The following is a 17,603-nucleotide window of genomic DNA, read 5'->3' on the forward strand; positions in this document are numbered from 1 at the left end:
TGCTTGGCTACACGCCTACAACCACCATCGGCCCCACACCGGCATCGGCGGCCACCCACCCATCAGCCGCTTGACCAACCTGCCCGGTCAGTACACCTAGCGCCAGGTCGGGGCGGCGATGCCCTGCGCCTCGGCCTCCAGCTGCCAGGCGCCCTTGCCGTCGATCGACTCGCGGATGACGTCCGCGTGCCCGGCGTGGCGGGCCTGCTCCTCGACCTGGTGCAGCAGCAGCCAGCGCACGGTGACCACCGTGTCCGCCGGCAGCCACCGCGCCACGCCGTCGGGCACGTCGACCACGCGGTCGAGGTCGCGCTCGGCGCGCACGACCTCCTCGGTCTCCCGGGCCACCTCCGCCTGCCGGTCGAGCAGCACCTCGACGGTCTCGTCCGCGGCGACGGTGAACCCGGCCATCCACCCCGCCTGCGGATCGCTCTCCAGCGCGTGCGGACGGCGGCCGATGCGCCCGGCGACGTTGGCCCGCTCGCCCTGGGTCACGTGCTTGACCAGCGCCGACAGCGACAGCTCGCTCGCGCTGGGCGTGGCCCGCGCCTGGTCCTCGGTCAGGCCGAGCAGGGCGTTGCGCAGCGCGGTGCGCTGGGTGGCGAGCAGGCGCAGCAGCAGGTCGCGCTCGTCGGGTGCGGACACGGGAGCCATCCTGCGCCCGTTCACCGGGACGGAACAGGCGCGGAACAGCGCCGTGGTGGGCTGGGGCCGTGCCCTCCCCCGTCGTCCGCGAGACCCGCGTGGTCCACGGCCACCGCCGGTCCTTCCTGATCGGCGGGGAGGGGCCGCCGCTGCTGCTGGTGCACGGCATCGGCAACAGCTCCTCCACCTGGGACGGCGTCCTGGAGCGGCTGGCCGCCGCCGGGCACACCGTCATCGCGCCGGACCTGCTCGGCCACGGGTCCTCGGACAAGCCGCGGGGCGACTACTCGATCGCCGGCTACGCCAACGGGATGCGCGACCTGCTCTCGGTGCTCGACGTCGAGCAGGCGACGGTCGTGGGGCACTCGCTCGGCGGCGGGATCGCGCTGCAGTTCGCCTACCAGTTCCCCGAGCGCTGCCAGCGGCTGGTGCTCGTCGGCAGCGGCGGCCTGGGACCGGAGCTCTCGGCCACGCTGCGGCTGGCCACGCTGCCCGGTTCGGAACTGGTGCTCACCGGCCTGGCCGCGGTCTCGGGGACGCTGCGGTCGGGTCTGCAGGCGGTCGCGGACCTGGGGCGCGCGACGGGGTGGCGGCAGGTCCGCGACCTCGCCACGGCCGGGGACGCGCTGCTGGCGCTGCGCGACGTCGAGGCCCGGCGGGCGTTCCTCCGGACCCTGCGCAGCGTCGTCGACGCCCGCGGGCAGGCGGTGACGGCGCTGGACCGGCTCTACCTGGCCGACGCCGTCCCGATGCTCGTCGTCTGGGGCACCCGCGACCCGATCGTGCCGATCAGCCACGCCGACACCGTGCGGGCCCGGGTGCCCGGCGTCCGGGTGGAGGTCGTCGAGGGCGCCGGGCACTGGCCGCACCTCGACGACCCGGACCGGTTCGTCACGACCCTGCTCGACTTCCTCGCCACCACCGAGCCCGCGGCGCACGACCGCGCGTCCTGGCGGGCGCTGCTCGCACAGCCCGGCCCGGCTCCGGCTGGCCCCTGACCGCGGGCCTGCCTAGCGTCGCTGCCGTGGAGCACCGGGACGTCGTCGTGGTCGGGGGCGGCCCGGCGGGCGCGGCGGCGGCACTGGCCGCGCGGCGCACCGGCGCCTCGGTGCTCGTGCTCGACCGGGCGGACTTCCCGCGGGACAAGGTCTGCGGCGACGGCATCGCCCCCGAGGCGCTCGACGTCCTGGCCGGCCTCGGCGTCGATCCCGGGGCGCTGACCGCCGGGTACGCACCCGCCCCGCGGCTGTCGCTGCGCTCGCCCGGCGGCGCCACGGTGGAGCGGGCCACGCACCGGCCGTCGTCGGTGGTGCCGCGGGAGGTGTTCGACGCGCGCCTGCTGGCCGCGGCACGCGACGCCGGGGCGGAGTTCCGCCGGCACGCCGTCCGGACGGTGACACCGGGCCCGGACGGCGTCGTCGTCGACGGGGTGCTCACCGCCGGGGTGCTGGTGGGCGCCGACGGCGCGGAGTCGGTGGTCCGGCGGGTGCTGGGCCTGGCGCGCAACCCCGACGACCGGATGGCGGTGGCGCTGCGCGGCTACGCCCCCGAGCTGCCCAGACAGGCCGGCACCCAGGTGCTCGTGACCACCGAGCAGCGCTGGCCGGCCTACGCGTGGTCCTTCCCGCTCGGCGACGGGCGGGCCAACGTGGGCTACGGGGAACTGGTGAGCGGGGGCGCCACCCGGGCCGGGTTGATCGAGGGGCTGCACCGCCTGCTGCCCGGGGTCGAGCCGGAGGGGCTGCGGGCGCACCGGCTGCCACTCTCGACCGGCCGGCCGCGGCAGCCCGACGGGCGGGTGCTGCTGGCCGGCGACGCCGCGTCGTTGATCAACCCCATGACCGGCGAGGGGATCTTCTACGCGGTGCTGTCCGGGGCGCTGGCGGGGTCCGCGGCGGCGGCCGGGGCGGGCGCGGGCGCGGTACACCGGCGGGCGCTGCGGCGGCGGCTGGGCGGGCACCACCGGTCGGCGTCGGCGGCCTCGTGGATCAGCCGCTGGCCGGTGGTCATGGACGCGGCCTTCCGCGCGGCGGCGGCCGACCAGCGGGTGTTCGACGACGTCGTCGCGCTGGGCCTGGCCGACGGCCGGCTCACCGCGCGCACCCTCGTGGCGGCGGCCCGCCACCTGCGGTGAGCCTCTAAGCGGGCGCGACCTCGACGCGGCCGCGGCCGGCGCGCTTGGCGCGGTAGAGGGCGCGGTCGGCGGCGGCGTAGAACTCGCGCATCCCGAGCGCGCCGGCGGTGCGGTGGGCCACGCCGACGCTGACCGACATCGCCAGCAGCGTGCCGTCGGGCAGCGTGAGCGGCGTCGACAGCACCGTCTCGAGCACCGACTCCGCGCGGGAGACGGCGACGTCGGCGGTGCAGCCGGGCAGCAGGACGGCGAGCTCGTCGCCGCCCAGCCGGGACAGGACGGCGTCACCGGCGCGGATCTGCCGCCGGATGATCCCGGCGAGGTGGACCAGGGCGTCGTCGCCGACCGGGTGGCCGTGCTGGTCGTTGATCTGCTTGAAGGAGTCGACGTCGAGCAGGAGCAGGGCGGTGCCGTCGTCGGCGGCCGGGCCGTTCAGGGCGACGGCGAGGGCGTCGTCGAAGACGCGGCGGTTGACCAGGCCGGTGAGGGTGTCGACGGTGGCCTGCTGCTCCAGCGCCTCGACGAGCCGTTCCTGGATGCCGCCGGCCCGCGCGAGCATCGCGGCGACGACGGTGAGCACGACGCCGGTGAGCAGGATGTCGCTGATCCCGATCTCGAGCGGGACCAGCATCGGCACGACGACCGCGTTGGCCAGGACCGCGGAGGCGGTGACGACGACGACGGCGGTGCGGCGCAGGTGGGAGGCCGCCCAGAGGACGGGGAAGGCGAGGAAGGCCTGGGCGCCGGCCGAGGAGTCCTCGGTGACCAGGTTGAGCCCGCAGGCCAGCAGCGCCCCCAGCACGCCCACGGCGACGAAGACCCCGGCGCGGTCGAGCCGGTCGGGGTCGGCGAAGCGGACCACCAGCGCCAGGACGACGAGGAAGCCGACGACCAGCCACGTCGACACGACGGTGACCGTGCTGGCGGCGTTGGCGCCGAAGAAGCTGACCCCGGCCAGGACGGCCGCGGAGACGCCGATCATCAGCACGAGGGACCGCGCCGCAGCCGTCGGCTGCCGTGCTCTCAGTCCCCTGGCGATGGCCACACCACATCTTCGGCGGTCAGCGGCTCGCGGATGAGCCGACCCACCCGTGCGGGTGAGGCCGGTCCCGCGTGTCGCCGGGGACGCGCGGGGACGACACGCCCGGTCCCGGGCCCGGGTGTCGTGTCAGCGCGCCACGGTCAGCAGCAGCCGCACTCGCACGTCTCGTCGCACTCGCAGTCGCAGGTCAGCTCGCGCACGTCGGATCACCTCCTCCCGCCGGTGGGCACCAGGTGCCGGGGCTCGGGGGCGGGCAGGCCGCCGCGGGCAGCGCGTCGGCCATGGCCGCCATCTCGGTGCGCAGGGCGACCAGCCGGGCGATCTCGGCGTCGACCTCCGCCAGTCGCCGGCGCAGCAGCTCCTCGGCCGGCTCGCACGGGCAGGTGCCGGTGTCGCGGACCGACAGCAGGTCGCGGATGTCGGACAGCCGCAGCCCCAGGCGCTGGGCGCCCCGGATGAACCGCAGGCGGTCGACCGCCCCGGCGTCGTAGCTGCGGTAGCCGCCCGCGGTGCGGGCGGGAGGTGGCAGCAGGCCGGCGCGCTCGTAGTAGCGGACGGTGTCCGACGGCACGCCGGCCGCGGCCGCCAACTCCGCCACGCGTAGTCCGCGGGCCGTCATCATCGTCACGCCGTCATGGTCGACCCTGGACCCGGGTCCGGGGTCAAGCCCCGATCGGCTCGTCGGAGCAGCAGGCCTCGGCACCCTCGGGGGTGAGGGCCGCCAGGGTGGCCAGCAGCCGCACCGGACCGGCGAGGGCCTCGCAGCACAGCGCGTGGACGTTGCTGCGCCCCCGGGGCGTCACCGTCACCAGCCCCTGCTCGCGCAGGGGTGCGAGGTGGTGGCTGACGAGGGTCTGGCTCATCCCGCTGATCTCGGTGAGCTCGCGGACCGACCGGGGCCCGTCGGCGAGGAGCAGCAGCAGGTGCAGCCGGTTGGGGTCGGACAGCGCCTTGAGCTGCGGGGCGAGCAGCTGCGCCCGGGCGGCCGCCGAGGCGGGCCCGTCGGGGTCGAGCAGCCGCACGCCGAGGTCCTGGCTCATGCGCCCAGTATGACAGACGTCGGTTGTCATCAACAGCATCGGCTGTTACGTTGCGGCATCGATGTCCGTCGATGGGATGAGGAGCTGGTCGGGATGGCCGGGACGACGTCACAGCTGCCGGTGGTGGTGATCGGAGCGGGACCGGTCGGCCTCGCGGCCGCCGCGCACCTGCTCGAGCGGGGCCTCGAGCCGCTGGTGCTGGAGGCCGGCGGGGAGGTCGGCGCAGCGGTCCGGGCGTGGGGTCACGTCCGGCTGTTCTCGCCGTGGGAGTACGACGTCGACGCCGCCGCCGTCCGCCTGCTGGAGGCGGCGGGCTGGGAGTCGCGCGACCGCGACGCCCTGCCCACCGGCACCGACCTCGTCGACGCCTACCTCGCTCCCCTCGCGGCCACGCCCGCGCTGGCCGGGCGCATCCGCACCGGTACGCGGGTGGTGGCGGTCAGCCGCCAGGGCGTCGACAAGACCCGCACCGTGGGCCGGGAGGGCCGGCCCTACGTCGTCCGGACCGTGCACGCGGGCCGGACCGAGGACGTCCTCGCCCGCGCGGTGCTCGACGCGTCGGGCACCTGGGGCCGGTCCAACCCGCTGGGCGCCGCGGGCCTCCCGGCTCTCGGGGAGGAGCAGGCCGGGGCGTGGCTGACCGGGCCGCTGCCCGACGTCCTGGGCGCCGACCGCGCGCGCTTCGCCGGCCGGCACACGCTCGTCGTCGGCATGGGCCACTCGGCGGCCACCTCGCTGCTGGCGCTGGTGCGGCTGCGCGAGGAGGTGCCGGGCACCGAGGTCACCTGGATGATCCGCGGCCGCTCGCCCGCGCGCCTCTACGGCGGCGGGGACGCCGACGGCCTGCCGGCGCGGGGGCTGCTCGGCTCGTCGCTGAGGGCCGCCGTGGCCGACGGCACGGTCACCCTCCACCGCGAGGTCACGATCGGCGCACTGACCCCCGCACCCGGCGGCCGGCTCGCGGTGACCGGCACCGGCCGCGACGGTGGCACCGTGGACCTCCTGGTGGACTCCGTCATCGGCGCGACGGGCTCCCGCCCCGACCTGGACCTGCTGCGCGAGGTCCGCCTCTCCCTCGACCCGGGCCTCGAGGCCCCGGCCGCGCTGGGGCCGCTGATCGACCCCAACGTCCACTCCTGCGGCACGGTCCCGCCGCACGGTGCCGACGTGCTGGCCCACCCCGACGAGGGCCTCTACGTCGTCGGGATGAAGTCCTACGGCCGCGCCCCGACCTTCCTGCTCGCCACCGGCTACGAGCAGGTGCGCTCCGTGGCCGCCGCCCTGGCCGGCGACACCGCGGCCGCCGCCCGCGTGGAGCTGACCCTCCCCGAGACCGGCGTCTGCTCCACCGACCTCGGCGACCGCGAGGCGGCCGAGGTGGCGAGCTGCAACACCGGCGTGGGGTTCGCGACCGGCTCGGAGCACGGCTGGTCGGCCGAGCAGCCGTCGCCGGCGGCCGGGTGCTGCGGCGGCGCACCGGTGGCGGTGCCGGTGTCCTCGGCGTCGCATGGCGGCTGAGCCGCAGGCCGCCGGCCCGCCCGCCGCGGCGGACGCCGGGACTCCCGGGCGCCCGCCGCGGCGGGCTCTGGTCGGCCTGTGCGCCACCCAGGTCACCAGCTGGGGCGTCCTCTACTACGCCTTCCCCGTCGCGCTGGCCGACATCACCGCCGACACCGGCTGGTCGGCTCCCGCGGCGACGGCGGCCTTCTCGGCCGGCCTGGTGGTCTCGGCGCTGGCCGGCATCCCGGTCGGACGCTGGCTGGACCGCCACGGCCCCCGGCGGGTCATGACGGCGGGCTCGGTGCTCGCGGTGCCGGCCACCGTGGCGATCGCGCTGGCTCCGGACTACGCGACGTTCCTGGCGGCCTGGCTGGTCGCCGGCGCCGCCATGTCCGCCGTCTTCTACCAGGCCGCCTTCGCGGCGCTCACCCGCTGGTACGGCGACCGGCGGGTCCGGGCGCTCACCACGCTGACCCTCGTGGCGGGGCTGGCCAGCACGCTGTTCGCGCCGCTGACGAACGCGCTGGTCGAGGCCCTGGGCTGGCGCGGCGCCTACCTGGCGCTCGCCGGCGTGCTGGCCGTGGTGACGATCCCGCTGCACGCGCTCACGCTCACCGCCCCGTGGCCGCGGACCGGCAGGCACGAGGTCCACCACCGGCGGACACCGCCGGAGGTGCGCAGCCGTGAGTTCCTGGCCCTGTCGGCGGCGCTGACGTTGACCGCGTTCGGGCTCTACGCCGCGAGCCTGACGGTGATCCCGCTGCTCACCGGACGCGGGCTCTCGACCTCCCTGGCGGCCACGACCCTCGGCCTGCTGGGCGCCGGGCAGTTGCTCGGCCGCGTCGTCTACGCGCCGCTCAGTGCCCGCACCACCCCGACCGGTCGGACCGTCGGCCTCATCGCGGCCTCGGCGCTCGCCATCGGGCTGCTCGGTGCCCTCCCCGGTCCGCCGGTCGCGCTGGTCGCCGCGGCGATCGCTCTCGGCGCCGTTCGCGGGGCGTGCACCCTGCTGCAGGCGACGGCGGTCGCCGACCGCTGGGGCACCGCCCGCTACGGCACGCTGTCGGGCTACTTCGCCGCCCCGATCACCGCAGCGACCGCGCTCGCCCCCTGGGCGGGCACCGCACTGGCCGAGACCCTCGGCAGCTACGCCGCCGCCTTCGGGGTGTTCGCGGCGCTGGTCCTCACCGCCGTGAGTCTCGCGTGGTGGGCACGCGGGGACGCCTAGGGGCGAGGGGCGGGCTCGACCTGCAGCTCGGCGAGCAGGCCGCGGATGCGGGTCTCGATCTCGTCGCGGATGGGCCGCACGGACTCGACGCCCTTGCCGGCGGGGTCCTCGAGCGTCCAGTCGAGGTAGCGCTTGCCGGGGAAGACCGGGCAGGCGTCGCCGCAGCCCATGGTGATGACGACGTCGGAGGCCTCGACGGCCTCGGTGGTGAGGACCTTGGGGCGCTGATCGGTGATGTCGATGCCGACCTCGGCCATGGCCTCCACGGCCGAGGGGTTGATCCGGTCGCCGGGCACGGAGCCTGCCGAGCGGACCTCGACGGCGTCCCCCGCGAGGGAGCGCAGCCAGCCGGCGGCCATCTGGGAGCGACCGGCGTTGTGGACGCAGACGAACAGGACGCTCGGCGTGCCGGTGCCCATCGGGTGCTCCGCTCGTGTCAGGTGGTCCTCGCGGCCGGAGTCGCATCGACCCTCGTCGATGCCAGCCTGCCCGGGCCATCGACGGCGGTCAATCCCCGCGGCATGCTGGACCCGTGAGCGTCGACGTCGCGTCCTGCGCACCGCTGGTCCGGGAGGCGCTGACCGCCGAACAGGCCACCGATCTCTCCCGCGTGCTCAAGGCCGTCGCCGACCCCGCCCGGCTGCGCCTGCTGTCCCTGGTCGCCGCGCACGAGGGAGGCGAGGCCTGCGTCTGCGACCTGACCGAGCCGCTCGGCCTGTCCCAGCCGACGGTCTCCCACCACCTCAAGGTGCTCGTCGACGCCGGCCTACTGACCCGCGAGAAGCGCGGCGTCTGGGCCTGGTTCCGGCTCGTCCCCGGCGCGCTCGACGCGCTCGCGGCCGTCCTGAGTTCTGCCGGCACCGCGGGGGGCTCCAGGACCGACCGGTCCTCGTCCTGCTGACCGCGAGCGGACGGCGTGGGATCGCGAGCGGAGCTGCCGAGATCGAGACTCTCCATGCCGGCCGACGAAGGAGGACCCGATGTTCAAGGCGCTCGTGGTGCTGGCGGTCCGGTCCCGCACCATCTACCGGATCAGCCTCCCGGACGGCCGGGTCCAGACCCTCCACGACGCAGCAGGCCCGGCACCGGACGGTGTCGCCGTCGACGAAGCCGACGGCCGCGCCTACTGGACGACGATGGGCGCCGGGCGCCGGATGCCCGCCGCCGACGACGGGTTCGACTTCTCCAGCCGCAACGGCGGAGTGCACTCGGTCTCGCTGGACGGCACCGACGCCACGGACGTCCTGGCCGCCGGTGAGATCACCACCGGGAAACAACTGACGCTCGCCGACGGCGTCCTGTACTGGAGCGACCGGGAAGGATGCCGGGTCAGCTGCGTGCGCGTCGACGGCACGGACCGGACCGACCTCGTCGTGAACACCCTCGACGACGAGTGGCTGAACGCGTGCGTCGGCGTCGCCGTCGACACCGCGCGCGGCCACCTCTACTGGTCACAGAAGGGCCCCGCGGACGGTGGGAAGGGACGCATCCTGCGTGCCGGTCTCCGGATCCCGGAGGGCGAGACGGCCGACGCCCGCTCCGACGTCGAGGTGCTCTGGGACGGCCTCCCGGAGCCGATCGACCTGGAGATCGCCGGCGACACGCTCTACTGGACCGACCGCGGCGCCCCGCCTGAGGGCAACACCCTGAACCGGGCACCGCTCCCCCCGGCCGGCGCCGCGGGCGAGCCGCCGCAGATCCTCGCGAGCGGGTTCCACGAGGCCATCGGCCTCGCGGTCGACCAGGACGCGGGGATCACCTACGTGACCGACCTCGGCGGGCGCATCTGCGCCGTGCCGATCCCCGCCGACGACGCCACACCGGATCCCGCGCCGCCCCGGGTGATCGCCCACCTCGCCGAGCCGCTGACGGGCGTCGCCGGGATCGAGTCGGAAGCCCTCCTGCAGGCTGTGCGGTACACCTACACCTTCGAGGACGTCCGGCAGCGACCCGTCGCCGTGATCGGAGCCGGGACGCTCGGCCGCCGCATCGCCCTGATGTTCGCCTCTCGGGGCGGCACCGTGGCCATCCACGACCCGAGCACCGAGCAGGCGGCCGCCGCGGTCGAGTTCGTGGCCACACAGCTACCCGAACTCCTGGACAGCCGTGGAGTCGCCGACACCGAGGCCGGCGTTGCCAGGGTCGCGCCATCGCTCATCGAGGCCCTGGACGACGCATGGCTGGTCGTCGAGGCCGTCCCGGAACGCCTGGAGATCAAGATCCCGCTCTGGGGTGAGATCGACGCCGCCGCCCCGGAGGGCACGATCTTCGCGACGAACTCGTCGTCGTACGCCTCCCGACTGATGTCGGAGCGGGTGAGGGACAAGTCCCGCCTGTGCAACATGCACTTCTACATGCCGCCCCGCTCGAACGCGGTGGACCTGATGTCGGACGGTGAGACCGACCGCGGCCTGCTCGACTCCCTGCACAGGATCCTGCCCGAGTTCGGCATCCACCCGTTCGAGGCCCGCAAGGAGAGCACCGGCTTCGTCTTCAACCGCATCTGGGCGGCCATCAAACGCGAGTCCCTCCAGGTCGTCGCGGAGGGAGTGGCGTCGCACGAGGACGTCGACGGCATGTTCAAGGTCAACTGGCGGATGCCGCGCGGTCCCTTCCAGATGATGGACGCCGTCGGGCTCGACGTCGTCCTGGACATCGAGAACCACTACGCCGCGGAGAACCCGCACCTGCCAGAGGGTCCGCGCGAGCTCCTGCGCGCCTATGTCGAGGCGGGCAAGCTGGGGATGAAGACCGGGGAGGGTTTCTACACGTACCCCGGGGACTGACCTGCGAGCTCCCCGGCCGCTCGGGCGTGCCCGGCGACGGCCCCGACGCCCGGGCACCTCAGCTGCCTCACGCGACGGTGCCGGCCGCCCGCAGCGCGGCGGTCCGCTCGGCGTCGTAGCCGAGCTCGGCGAGGACCTCGTCGGTGTGCTGACCGATCGAGGGCGGCAGCCGTGGGGGCACGGTCCGGACGTTCGCGAGCCGGAACGGGACGGCGACGGTGCTGACGCGTTCGTCCTCGGGGAAGGACACGGCCAACCCGTTCGCGTGCACCTGCTGGTCGTGCGGGATGTCGGCCGGCGTCGCGACGATGTCGAAGACGATGTTGTTCTCGCCGAGCACCCGCTCCCAATGCGCCCGCTCGTGCCTATCGAACACCTCGTCCAGCGTGAGGATCAGGGCGTGGGCGTTGCGCAGCCGGTCGGACTGGGTGGCGAAGCGCTCGTCGGTGAGCAGGTCCGCCCGTCCCACGCACCGCGCCAGCACCGGCCAGTACCGGTCCTCGTTGAGGATCGTCAGCAGCAACCACTTGCCGTCGGCGGCCTGGTAGTGGCAGCTGAGCGCGTTGAAGAGGTTCTCCCGCCGCGGCCGCGGGATGAACTCGGCGTGGCACAGGGCCGCGGTGGCGAGGTAGCTGTTCGCCCAGAGCCCGTTGGCCAGCAGCGAGGAGGACACCTGGGTGCCCGTGCCGGTGCGCTCGCGCTGGAAGAGCGCGGTCACCAGGCCGGCGTACAGGGTCATCGCGGAGGGATGGTCGCCCTGGCCGATGACGGCGCGTGCCGGGGTCGCCTCGGGAGAGTTGCGGACCTGGTCCATCATCCCGGAGCGCGCCCAGTACGACGTGGCGTCGAAGCCCGGCTTAGCGACCTCGGGCCCGGTCTCGCCGTAGCCGGTGAAGGAGCCGTAGACGAGCCGGTCGTTGAGGGCGGACAGGGTCTCGTAGTCGATGTGCAGCTTGCCCCGGACCCGCAGGGGGTAGTTGGTGACGAACACGTCGGCGTCCGCGACCAGGCGGTGCAGCACCTCCTGGCCGTTGGGGGAGTCCAGGTCCAGGGCCAGGCCGCGCTTGCTGTGTGAGTCCAGCAGCCAGGCGTAGTCGTGCTCGGAGACCGGGTTGCCGGGGATCCTCGGCAGCTGGCGGTAGGGGTCGCCGGCGCCCGGCGGCTCGATCTTGACCACGTCTGCGCCGAGGTCGGCGAAGATCGTCGTGGCCGCCGGGGCGGCGATGTAGCTGCCGCAGTCGATGACCTTCAGGCCGCTGAAGAGCGACTCGCTCATCGTGCGCCTCCCGGCGTCTCGTGGTCGTCGCAGGCCACCACCGGACTCGATGCCGAGCCGTCGTCGGGCCCACCGCGAGCGGAGGGCGTGGGATTCGAACCCACGATGGGTGTGACCCCATAGCGGTTTTCAAGCCTGGTACAGGGGTTTCCTGAACCAACACTGATCAATCGTTTCCGCAGGTCAGGAGGGCAATCGCTGCGACCCCTGGTTACCGCAGACAGCCGCTGCGTGCCCGTACTACGGGCACGCAGCGGGCACGGCCGTTCGGGCACCGGATGCTCGCCCACTGGGGATCGAGGAGTTGCCTCTGGCGATCGGCCAGGCAGCCCTCACTGCACGGACTGCGAGCATGGCTCGACCGCCGGCGCCCCGGCAGCTCGGCCGACGTTCAGCAGACCGGACAGGACAGCCCGACCGGGAGATCGACCGCGACGCCTGCATGACTTCTGGCCCTCCGGTGTAGTCGCGCACGAGGACGGTCGGTCACGCGCGTCGGTCGAAGGAAGATCGACGCCGCAGCGGCGCAGGCTGGAACGTGCTGCCCGCCACTCCGAAGGTTTGTCGCTGTTCTGCGTGTCATGGGGTCGACGGGGACCGGAACGCACCGTGGACCTATCCGGTCGCGTCCGGCGGGGGCTCCTGACGCCGGTCGCCTCGAGTTCACTCAGCGGGCCGTCTGATTGCTCGCGGTTCTCGTCGTGCCGATCGCAACGGGACGGGGTGGCCCGCGGCGATCCGCTTGGGCAGCACCGCCCCGACCAGCAGGATGACGTCTCGGTCGGGCACAGACCGACCACACCCGCGAGACGGGCGGATCTCGCGGGCGAGCCGCTCGTGCGGGTTCGATTCCCGTCACCCGCTCCACTGCGTGTCGCGGAACACCTGATCGCAGGTGTCCCGCGACGTCGTTCGCTTGGGAGCCGGTGGTCAAGCATCAGCCGAAACAACACACCAGCGAGTTTCGCCTCAGCCGCCCGACTTCCCTCTGACCGGCTACGAACATAGCGACGCAGAGCGAGGGGTTCGTTGGCGGCCGTTCTCGAGCAGTCCCTCGGGCTACGCCCCGGCCGGCCAGACGGACCGCCCCTCGCTCGCTGCGTAGATGGCGCGAAGGACCTCCCTCGCCCTGCAACCTTTTGTCACGAAACCGATGGCTCCGGCCTCGCGGGCTGCCCTGACTACGCACAGGCGGGCCTCTGCACTGAACATCAGCACGCTCGCGCCCGATCGTTCGGCGGTCATCCGGCGAGTGGCCTCGATCCCGGACATGTTCGGCATGGTCACGTCCATGAGGACGACGTCCGGCTTGACCTGATCGGCGCGCTCGATGGCCTCGAGCCCGTCGACCGCCTGCCCGACGACGGAGACCCCGTCGGTTGACTCAAGCAGGCCGATGACGGCGGCCCGCACGACCGGATGGTCGTCGACGACCAGTACGCGGATCACTCGATCGCTCCACCCCGGCTGGCGCAGGCTGCGATCATGTAGGCAAGTTACTACTAGGCGACGTCGTAGACGAGCCGGGCCACGGAACTCAGCAGTGCAAGCACCGGGGCGTTGCCCCTGATCGCCAGGGGTGGATGCTCGGGTTCCTCCAGTGTTTCTCCTGTGACCGGGCACGGACCGCCGTCGGGGGCCGGGCCGACGCACCTGGGCCTGGTGCAACCGTGCCGTCAAGCCGGACACTGGCGCCGTGCAGCCCGCTCCGCGTGGCGGGCTGCCCGCCATGCCCCCTGGGGCGGTTCCCACGAGAGGTGGCGGCATGTCCGACGACCGCCGTACAGCGTCGGCCCACACGGACCAGGTGCGCTGCGGCTGCTGTGGACAGGCCCGCGCACGAAGCCGTCTGGCAGAACTCGGCGATACGCCGGGGACGTTCATCTGCACCCGCTGCGCGCTGTGGGCCGCCGGTCGGATCGCCCGCTCGTCGCGACTGGGCCAGCTCGGGCGTCGGCTGCCGCATCACCGGCCCAGGCCCGGCGTGCTGACGGCCGTTCCTGTGCTCGCTGCGACCGACCTCGACCGGACCGCTGAGCTCTATGGCGCAGCCGGCTTCGAGGTGACGGGCCGCCACGACGGATACCTGGTCATGCACGCCGGACCAACCGAGCTGCACTTCGCCCAGGACCCCGAGACCACACCTGGAGCCTGCTTTCTCCACGTCACCGACGTCGCCACGGTGCGAAAACGGCTCGAGGCTATGGTCGCCGGCTCCACCGGACCGTTGGGCGACACCGACTACGGCCTACGAGAATTCTGGTTCACCGACCCCGACGGCAACCGGGTCCGGTTCGGCTCCCCAATCAGCTAGAGGTAGCGACAGACACTCGCGGGATCGCAGCGGGCCGGCTCGAGCGTGGTCGCGTCCGCCTGCAACTGGGCAACCGTGCCCCGCAGTTCCTTGAGCTCGGCGATCTGACGGTCCAGGTCACTCAGCCGGGCCCTGAGTAGCTCCTGCACGTGCTCGCACGGCGCCTGGCCGCCGTCGCGGATCTGCAGGATCCCTCGGATCTGCGCCAGGGTCAGCCCCGCGCTCTGGCTGCGGCGAATGAAGGCCAGGCGGCTGATGATCTCGGGCGGGTAGTCCCGGTAGCCCGTCCCCGTCCGGTCCGGCGACGGCAGTAGCCCAGCCTCTTCGTAGAAGCGCAGCGCCTTGGTCGTGGTCCCGGTGGCCTCCGCCAATTCACCGATCCTCATGATCCGGTCCCTCCCGCCGACATTCACTTGACCTTCCCCTGCACTGGAAGGTCCAACCTGAGTCGAGACCATCGAGGCGGACGACGCAGGAGGTGCACGGTGGACGAGGACTACGACGTCGATCTGGCGGTGATCGGTTCGGGTGGCGCGGCGATGTCCGCGGCCATCGCCGCCCGTCAGGCAGGCGCCAGCGTGCTACTGATCGAGCGGGGGACGCTCGGCGGTACCTGCGTGAACATCGGCTGTGTCCCGTCCAAGACGCTGCTGGCCGCGGCCGGCGCCCGTCACAGCGCTGCCACCAATCCCTTCGCCGGGGTCTCGACGTCTGCCGGAGGCGTTGACCTGGCTGCCCTGATTGCGCAGAAGGACGAACTCGTGGCCGGCATGCGCCAGGCCAAGTACGCGGACGTCGCTGCCGCCTACGGCTTCGAGGTCCGCCACGGCCACGCGCGATTCCTCGACCGCGACACGATGGCCGTCAACGGCCAGCCGCTGCGGGCCCGGGCCTACCTGCTGGCCACCGGCGCCGACCCGGCTCGGCCCGATCTGCCCGGCCTGGACGAGGTGGACTACCTGACGTCGACCACCGCCATGGAGCAGACCGTGCTGCCCGAGTCGCTCGTCGTGATCGGCGGCGGTTACGTCGGGATGGAACAGGCTCAGCTCTTTGCTCGCCTGGGCGCGGGGGTCACGATCGTGGGTCGCCTGGCTCCCCACGCTGAGCCGGAACTGACCGAGATCCTCCGGGAAGTCTTCGCCGACGACGGCATCACGGTGCTCGAGGAGCACGCCACCGAGGTCCGCTCGGACTCAGCCGGTGTCCTCGTCACGACAGCGTCCGGCCACGAGGGGCGCGGCCAGCGGTTGCTGGTCGCTACCGGGCGTCGGCCGCGCACCGAAGCTCTGGACCTCGACGCCGGTGACGTGAAGACCGACGGTCGTGGCTTCGTCGCCATTGACGAGCACCAGCGCACCTCCAATCCTCGGGTCTTCGCTGCCGGCGACGTCACTGGCGCCCCGCAGTACGTCTACGTCGCCGCCGGCGGCGGCCGCGTCGCCGCGCTCAACGCGCTCGCCACCAGCCCGACCGAGGCCCAGGGCCGCATCGACTACACCGGTCTACCTGCCGTGATCTTCACCAAGCCGCAACTTGCCTCGGCCGGGCTCACCGAGACCGAGGCGATCGAGCGGGGCCATGTCTGTGAGTGCCGAGTGCTCGGCTTCGACGACGTGCCGCGGGCACTGGTCAACCGGGACACCCGAGGCGCGCTCAAGCTCGTCGCCGACGCCGAGACCGGCCGGGTGCTCGGCGTGCACGCGCTCGGCGAGGGCGCCGGCGAGATCATGCTGGCCGCGACCTACGCGATCAAGGCGTCCATGACCGTCGACGAGCTGGCCGACACCTGGGCGCCTTACCTCACGATGGCCGAGAGCCTGCGGATCGCAGCCGGCCTTTTCCGGAGCCAGATGCCGACGTCCTGCTGTGCCTGAATTCCCCGACCCCAGGTACGCAGCGGCCGCCTCGCCATCGGGCGCGCCGCCCTGATGCTCGTGTGCAAGGCCGCCTCGCCGCGCGGTGGCCGAACAAGCAGAACCTGCGCGCCCTCATCGACACCACTTCGGTGAGCCGGCACCGGATGCTCTGCGCCAGGGTCGTCGTGCTGTTCGCTTCACGCCGCTCACCGGACCTCCGCTACCCGGCCGGTCACTGGTCAGCCGGCAAGACAAGCAAGACAAGAACGTGGCTCGGCCGGGCGATCCGCCTGTGCGGTGACTGTTCATCCGACGCCAGCACGCACGCGCAACCCCGCCAGGGTGACGTCGACGAGCCGGTGCACAGCGGCCTGGGACGGCAGGCTGCCCGCCGCACTGAGCGCGTGCAGGCAGAAGTGCGCCAGCTCGTCCGGCGCGACGTCGTCCCGGAGCTGGCCCGCGTCGGCGGCCTCGGTCAGCACGTCCCGGAACAGGTCGACCAGTTGCTGCTGCGCGCGGGTGACGTGCTCACCCCGATGCAGCAGGGCGCTCAGTTCCGGAGTGCCATGACGCGCACGATGGTAGGCGATGAGCGCGTAGCCCTCCACGACGGCCGCCAGCCGCTGCCGGGCATCGCCGGGCTGATTGCGGAGCTCTCCGAGGCGCTCGAGATGCGCGGTGACGTGCCGTTCGTGACCGGCGGCCAGGATCGCCTCGACGTCGGGGAAGTACTTGTACAGCGTCGCCCGCCCGATGCCGGTGGCCTCGGCGATCTGCGACATCGTCACCGACAGCAGCCCGTGCTCGGCCACCAGCGCCCAGGTCGTGTCCAGGATCGCCTCGTGCACCGTGCGGCGATGCCCTTCGATGGTCTCGCTCCACAGCTTCGGCACCGTCGAAGCATACGTGGCGACGTCATCCTGACGGTGTGGTTTCATGCTGGACACAGTGTCTCGATGAGCGTCGGGGCGCGCTGTCACTGCCGCGCGTGATCAACGGAGGACGGACATGACGGACCCGATCCCTGGACCCGACCTCGACCGTGGTCTCGACGGCGGAACGCCCCCCGGCATGCCCCGCTGGGTGAAGGTGACGGCCATCGTCGTCGGCGTCCTGATCCTGGTGTTCCTCGTTCTGCAGCTCACCGGTATCGCGGGCAACCACGGACCCGGGCGGCACTCGTCCGCCGGCATCACGCCGCCGGCCGGCGTCACCGAGTCAGCCCTGTCCGCGGGTGCGTCGGCATGACCCTGTCCCCGCGCCTGCGCAAGGCGGTCCTCACCACGCACATCGCTTCCTCGGTCGGCTGGCTCGGGGCCGTCGTGGCCTACCTCGGACTCGATGTCACGGCGTCGAGGAGTGAGGACGTGCAACTGGTCCGTGCCGCCTACGCCGCGATGGAGGTCATCGCCCTCTCCGCCCTCGTCCCGCTGGCGCTCGCCTCGGTCGTCATCGGCGTGATCAACGCACTGGGCACGTCCTGGGGCCTGTTCCGGCACTACTGGGTCCTGGTCAAGCTGCTGCTGACGCTCGTCGCGACGGCCGTCCTCCTGCTGAAGACACCGACGATCGCCGCACTGGCGGACGCCGCGGGGACTGCCGGCGACCCGCGCACGCTGCCCGACACCCTGGCCCACTCCATCGGCGGGCTTCTTGTCCTGCTCGTGATCACCGTCCTGTCGGTCTACAAGCCTCGAGGCCTGACCCGGTACGGGTGGCGCCGACAGCAGAGCCCGCGGATCAGGGAGCAGGAGAAGCGTGCGGCGGTGGCCTCCTAGC

The 17,603-nt window shown here is 73.2% G+C and carries 19 protein-coding genes; 10 read left to right on the forward strand and 9 right to left on the reverse strand.

The features are described 5' to 3' along the window. Positions 1 to 96 precede the first annotated feature (96 nt). Positions 97 to 645, reverse strand: coding sequence for a mycothiol transferase (locus FN207_RS25335; RefSeq protein ID WP_221888401.1), 549 nt, complete (start codon positions 643 to 645; stop codon positions 97 to 99). Between the two features lie 68 nt (positions 646 to 713). On the opposite strand from FN207_RS25335, the gene FN207_RS25340 reads away from it, so the two are divergent. After that, complete coding sequence (locus tag FN207_RS25340) at positions 714 to 1,643, forward strand: alpha/beta fold hydrolase (protein ID WP_221888402.1); 930 nt, start codon at positions 714 to 716, stop codon at positions 1,641 to 1,643. Between the two features lie 26 nt (positions 1,644 to 1,669). Beyond that, positions 1,670 to 2,779 (forward strand): NAD(P)/FAD-dependent oxidoreductase, encoded by a 1,110-nt coding sequence (locus tag FN207_RS25345; protein ID WP_221888403.1) that lies wholly within the window; start codon positions 1,670 to 1,672, stop codon positions 2,777 to 2,779. Between the two features lie 4 nt (positions 2,780 to 2,783). Here FN207_RS25345 and FN207_RS25350 read toward each other — a convergent pair whose 3' ends face one another. The 3 genes from FN207_RS25350 to FN207_RS25360 form a co-directional block, all read right to left on the reverse strand. Continuing rightward, a complete protein-coding gene (locus FN207_RS25350) occupies positions 2,784 to 3,761 on the reverse strand; it encodes a GGDEF domain-containing protein (protein ID WP_142461231.1) in 978 nt (325 codons plus the stop codon). A 247-nt stretch (positions 3,762 to 4,008) separates the two neighbouring features. Then, positions 4,009 to 4,443 carry a heavy metal-responsive transcriptional regulator gene (locus FN207_RS25355; RefSeq protein WP_142461262.1) on the reverse strand — a complete coding sequence of 145 codons (435 nt, stop codon included), beginning with the start codon at positions 4,441 to 4,443 and terminating at the stop codon, positions 4,009 to 4,011. A gap of 40 nt (positions 4,444 to 4,483) precedes the next feature. Then, positions 4,484 to 4,861, reverse strand: a complete 378-nt coding sequence (locus tag FN207_RS25360; RefSeq protein ID WP_142461232.1) for an ArsR/SmtB family transcription factor — start codon at positions 4,859 to 4,861, stop codon at positions 4,484 to 4,486. A 93-nt stretch (positions 4,862 to 4,954) separates the two neighbouring features. Here FN207_RS25360 and FN207_RS25365 point away from each other — a divergent pair, with 93 nt between their 5' ends. Both FN207_RS25365 and FN207_RS25370 read left to right on the forward strand, forming a co-directional pair. Beyond that, positions 4,955 to 6,379: an FAD-dependent oxidoreductase gene (locus FN207_RS25365; protein WP_142461233.1), complete on the forward strand. Its 1,425-nt coding sequence runs from the start codon at positions 4,955 to 4,957 to the stop codon at positions 6,377 to 6,379. Next, a complete protein-coding gene (locus FN207_RS25370) occupies positions 6,369 to 7,589 on the forward strand; it encodes an MFS transporter (protein WP_142461234.1) in 1,221 nt (406 codons plus the stop codon). The genes FN207_RS25365 and FN207_RS25370 overlap by 11 nt, the downstream gene beginning before the upstream one ends. Here FN207_RS25370 and FN207_RS25375 read toward each other — a convergent pair. After that, positions 7,586 to 8,008, reverse strand: coding sequence for an arsenate reductase ArsC (locus FN207_RS25375; RefSeq protein ID WP_142461235.1), 423 nt, complete (start codon positions 8,006 to 8,008; stop codon positions 7,586 to 7,588). The two genes, FN207_RS25370 and FN207_RS25375, sit on opposite strands and share 4 nt — an antisense overlap. Before the next feature lie 113 nt (positions 8,009 to 8,121). Here FN207_RS25375 and FN207_RS25380 point away from each other — a divergent pair, with 113 nt between their 5' ends. Next, positions 8,122 to 8,490 carry an ArsR/SmtB family transcription factor gene (locus FN207_RS25380; protein ID WP_142461236.1) on the forward strand — a complete coding sequence of 123 codons (369 nt, stop codon included), beginning with the start codon at positions 8,122 to 8,124 and terminating at the stop codon, positions 8,488 to 8,490. Positions 8,491 to 8,569: 79 nt separating this feature from the next. Beyond that, the gene (locus FN207_RS26780; RefSeq protein WP_221888404.1) at positions 8,570 to 10,375 is read left to right on the forward strand and encodes a 3-hydroxyacyl-CoA dehydrogenase NAD-binding domain-containing protein; all 1,806 of its coding nucleotides are present in this window, start codon (positions 8,570 to 8,572) and stop codon (positions 10,373 to 10,375) included. A 67-nt stretch (positions 10,376 to 10,442) separates the two neighbouring features. Here the strand turns inward: FN207_RS26780 and FN207_RS25395 are convergent, their stop codons facing one another. Next, entirely contained in the window at positions 10,443 to 11,651 is a 1,209-nt protein-coding gene (locus FN207_RS25395) for a CaiB/BaiF CoA transferase family protein (protein ID WP_142461237.1), read from the reverse strand. A gap of 1,059 nt (positions 11,652 to 12,710) precedes the next feature. Next, positions 12,711 to 13,100, reverse strand: coding sequence for a response regulator (locus FN207_RS25400; protein ID WP_142461238.1), 390 nt, complete (start codon positions 13,098 to 13,100; stop codon positions 12,711 to 12,713). Between the two features lie 316 nt (positions 13,101 to 13,416). Here FN207_RS25400 and FN207_RS25405 point away from each other — a divergent pair, with 316 nt between their 5' ends. Further along, positions 13,417 to 13,965 carry a VOC family protein gene (locus FN207_RS25405; RefSeq protein WP_142461239.1) on the forward strand — a complete coding sequence of 183 codons (549 nt, stop codon included), beginning with the start codon at positions 13,417 to 13,419 and terminating at the stop codon, positions 13,963 to 13,965. On the opposite strand, the gene FN207_RS25410 is transcribed toward FN207_RS25405, so the two are convergent. Continuing rightward, on the reverse strand, positions 13,962 to 14,351 hold the full coding sequence (locus FN207_RS25410) for a heavy metal-responsive transcriptional regulator (protein WP_142461240.1): 390 nt from the start codon (positions 14,349 to 14,351) through the stop codon (positions 13,962 to 13,964). The genes FN207_RS25405 and FN207_RS25410 overlap by 4 nt on opposite strands. Positions 14,352 to 14,450: 99 nt before the next feature. Here FN207_RS25410 and merA point away from each other — a divergent pair, with 99 nt between their 5' ends. Beyond that, a complete protein-coding gene (gene merA / locus FN207_RS25415; protein WP_142461241.1) occupies positions 14,451 to 15,842 on the forward strand; it encodes a mercury(II) reductase in 1,392 nt (463 codons plus the stop codon). Positions 15,843 to 16,129: 287 nt separating this feature from the next. Here merA and FN207_RS25420 read toward each other — a convergent pair whose 3' ends face one another. Then, complete coding sequence (locus FN207_RS25420) at positions 16,130 to 16,717, reverse strand: TetR/AcrR family transcriptional regulator (RefSeq protein WP_142461242.1); 588 nt, start codon at positions 16,715 to 16,717, stop codon at positions 16,130 to 16,132. Positions 16,718 to 16,913: 196 nt separating this feature from the next. Here FN207_RS25420 and FN207_RS25425 point away from each other — a divergent pair, with 196 nt between their 5' ends. Both FN207_RS25425 and FN207_RS25430 read left to right on the forward strand, forming a co-directional pair. Further along, the gene (locus FN207_RS25425) at positions 16,914 to 17,072 is read left to right on the forward strand and encodes a hypothetical protein (RefSeq protein WP_185938582.1); all 159 of its coding nucleotides are present in this window, start codon (positions 16,914 to 16,916) and stop codon (positions 17,070 to 17,072) included. Beyond that, positions 17,069 to 17,602, forward strand: coding sequence for a DUF2269 domain-containing protein (locus FN207_RS25430; protein WP_142461244.1), 534 nt, complete (start codon positions 17,069 to 17,071; stop codon positions 17,600 to 17,602). Before FN207_RS25425 ends, FN207_RS25430 begins: the two co-directional genes overlap by 4 nt. The last annotated feature ends 1 nt before the right edge of the window (position 17,603 follow it).

The sequence above is a fragment of the Geodermatophilus aquaeductus genome (genome assembly GCF_900182545.1).
GTDB classification, from domain to species: Bacteria; Actinomycetota; Actinomycetes; order Mycobacteriales; family Geodermatophilaceae; genus Geodermatophilus; species Geodermatophilus aquaeductus.